Origin of the sequence: Thiolapillus sp., from assembly GCF_048562965.1 — a bacterium.
In the GTDB taxonomy this organism is placed as follows: domain Bacteria; phylum Pseudomonadota; class Gammaproteobacteria; order Chromatiales; family Chromatiaceae; genus Thiolapillus; species Thiolapillus brandeum_A.
The window spans coordinates 1-725 of sequence record NZ_JBHNMF010001286.1 but is presented as its reverse complement, the minus strand read 5'-3'; the positions used below and the strand labels follow the sequence as shown (position 1 = coordinate 725).

Annotated in this window: 1 protein-coding gene; it reads right to left on the bottom strand. The window is 48.4% G+C overall.

Going from position 1 to position 725, the window contains the following annotated elements; all coding sequences use genetic code 11:
* Positions 1-206: 206 nt before the first annotated feature.
* Positions 207-566 carry a transcriptional regulator gene (locus ACOCD2_RS23855; RefSeq protein ID WP_293650260.1) on the bottom strand — a complete coding sequence of 120 codons (360 nt, stop codon included), beginning with the start codon at positions 564-566 and terminating at the stop codon, positions 207-209.
* Positions 567-725 lie beyond the last annotated feature (159 nt).

Here is a 725-nt window from a genome sequence, read left to right as displayed (position 1 = left end):
CTAAATTGCCCTGTGTTTCTCTACATTGCGGTTTGTCGCACGATATAACGAAACTATTCAGCGTGCAACACCTATCACACACCGGATGACTATCGCCGTATCAGTCTTGTTTTCTGTTAGGTGATTTTTTTAGCCGATAAAACTGCGCTGGGCTGTTTGATCAGCTTCCCTTCGTTACTTTCTCCCTTAATTACTCTTCTTGGCGTTTAACCCTTGTCTTTCTTTCTCGCGTGCTGTTCCCAGCGCCTCACGATGAATGCCTGGTGTTCAGGCAGGACCGCGCATACCCTTACAAAGCCGTGAGGTAAGCTGCTTTTTACCTTCTTGCCGGCCAACTCCTCCAATGTCTTGGTGTCCATGTCCGTGGATTCGAGCAATAGTGGAAGTGGGACCTCTAATGCGTTGGCAATCGCTGCCATTTTTTCTAGGGATGGATTGCCCTTCCCGGTTGTAAGGTCAGATAGAAATGAGATAGACACGCCCGAACGATCTGACAGTTCCTGCTTTGTCATGTCGCGCTCTTCAAGACACTTGAGCACATTCGTGAAAAATATGTATTTGTACACCGCGTTCCTGTCTCGTCCGGATCGTTAATTTTAGCGGCTAAAATCCCCGCGCTTGTTGTTTCGATATATCGAAAGCCCTTTTTAACTGTTAATTTTACCGTTTATATGCGTTGTGCGCATCCCCCGCGTTGCGGGCCGGGCTGTTCGCTTCGCCTGCGG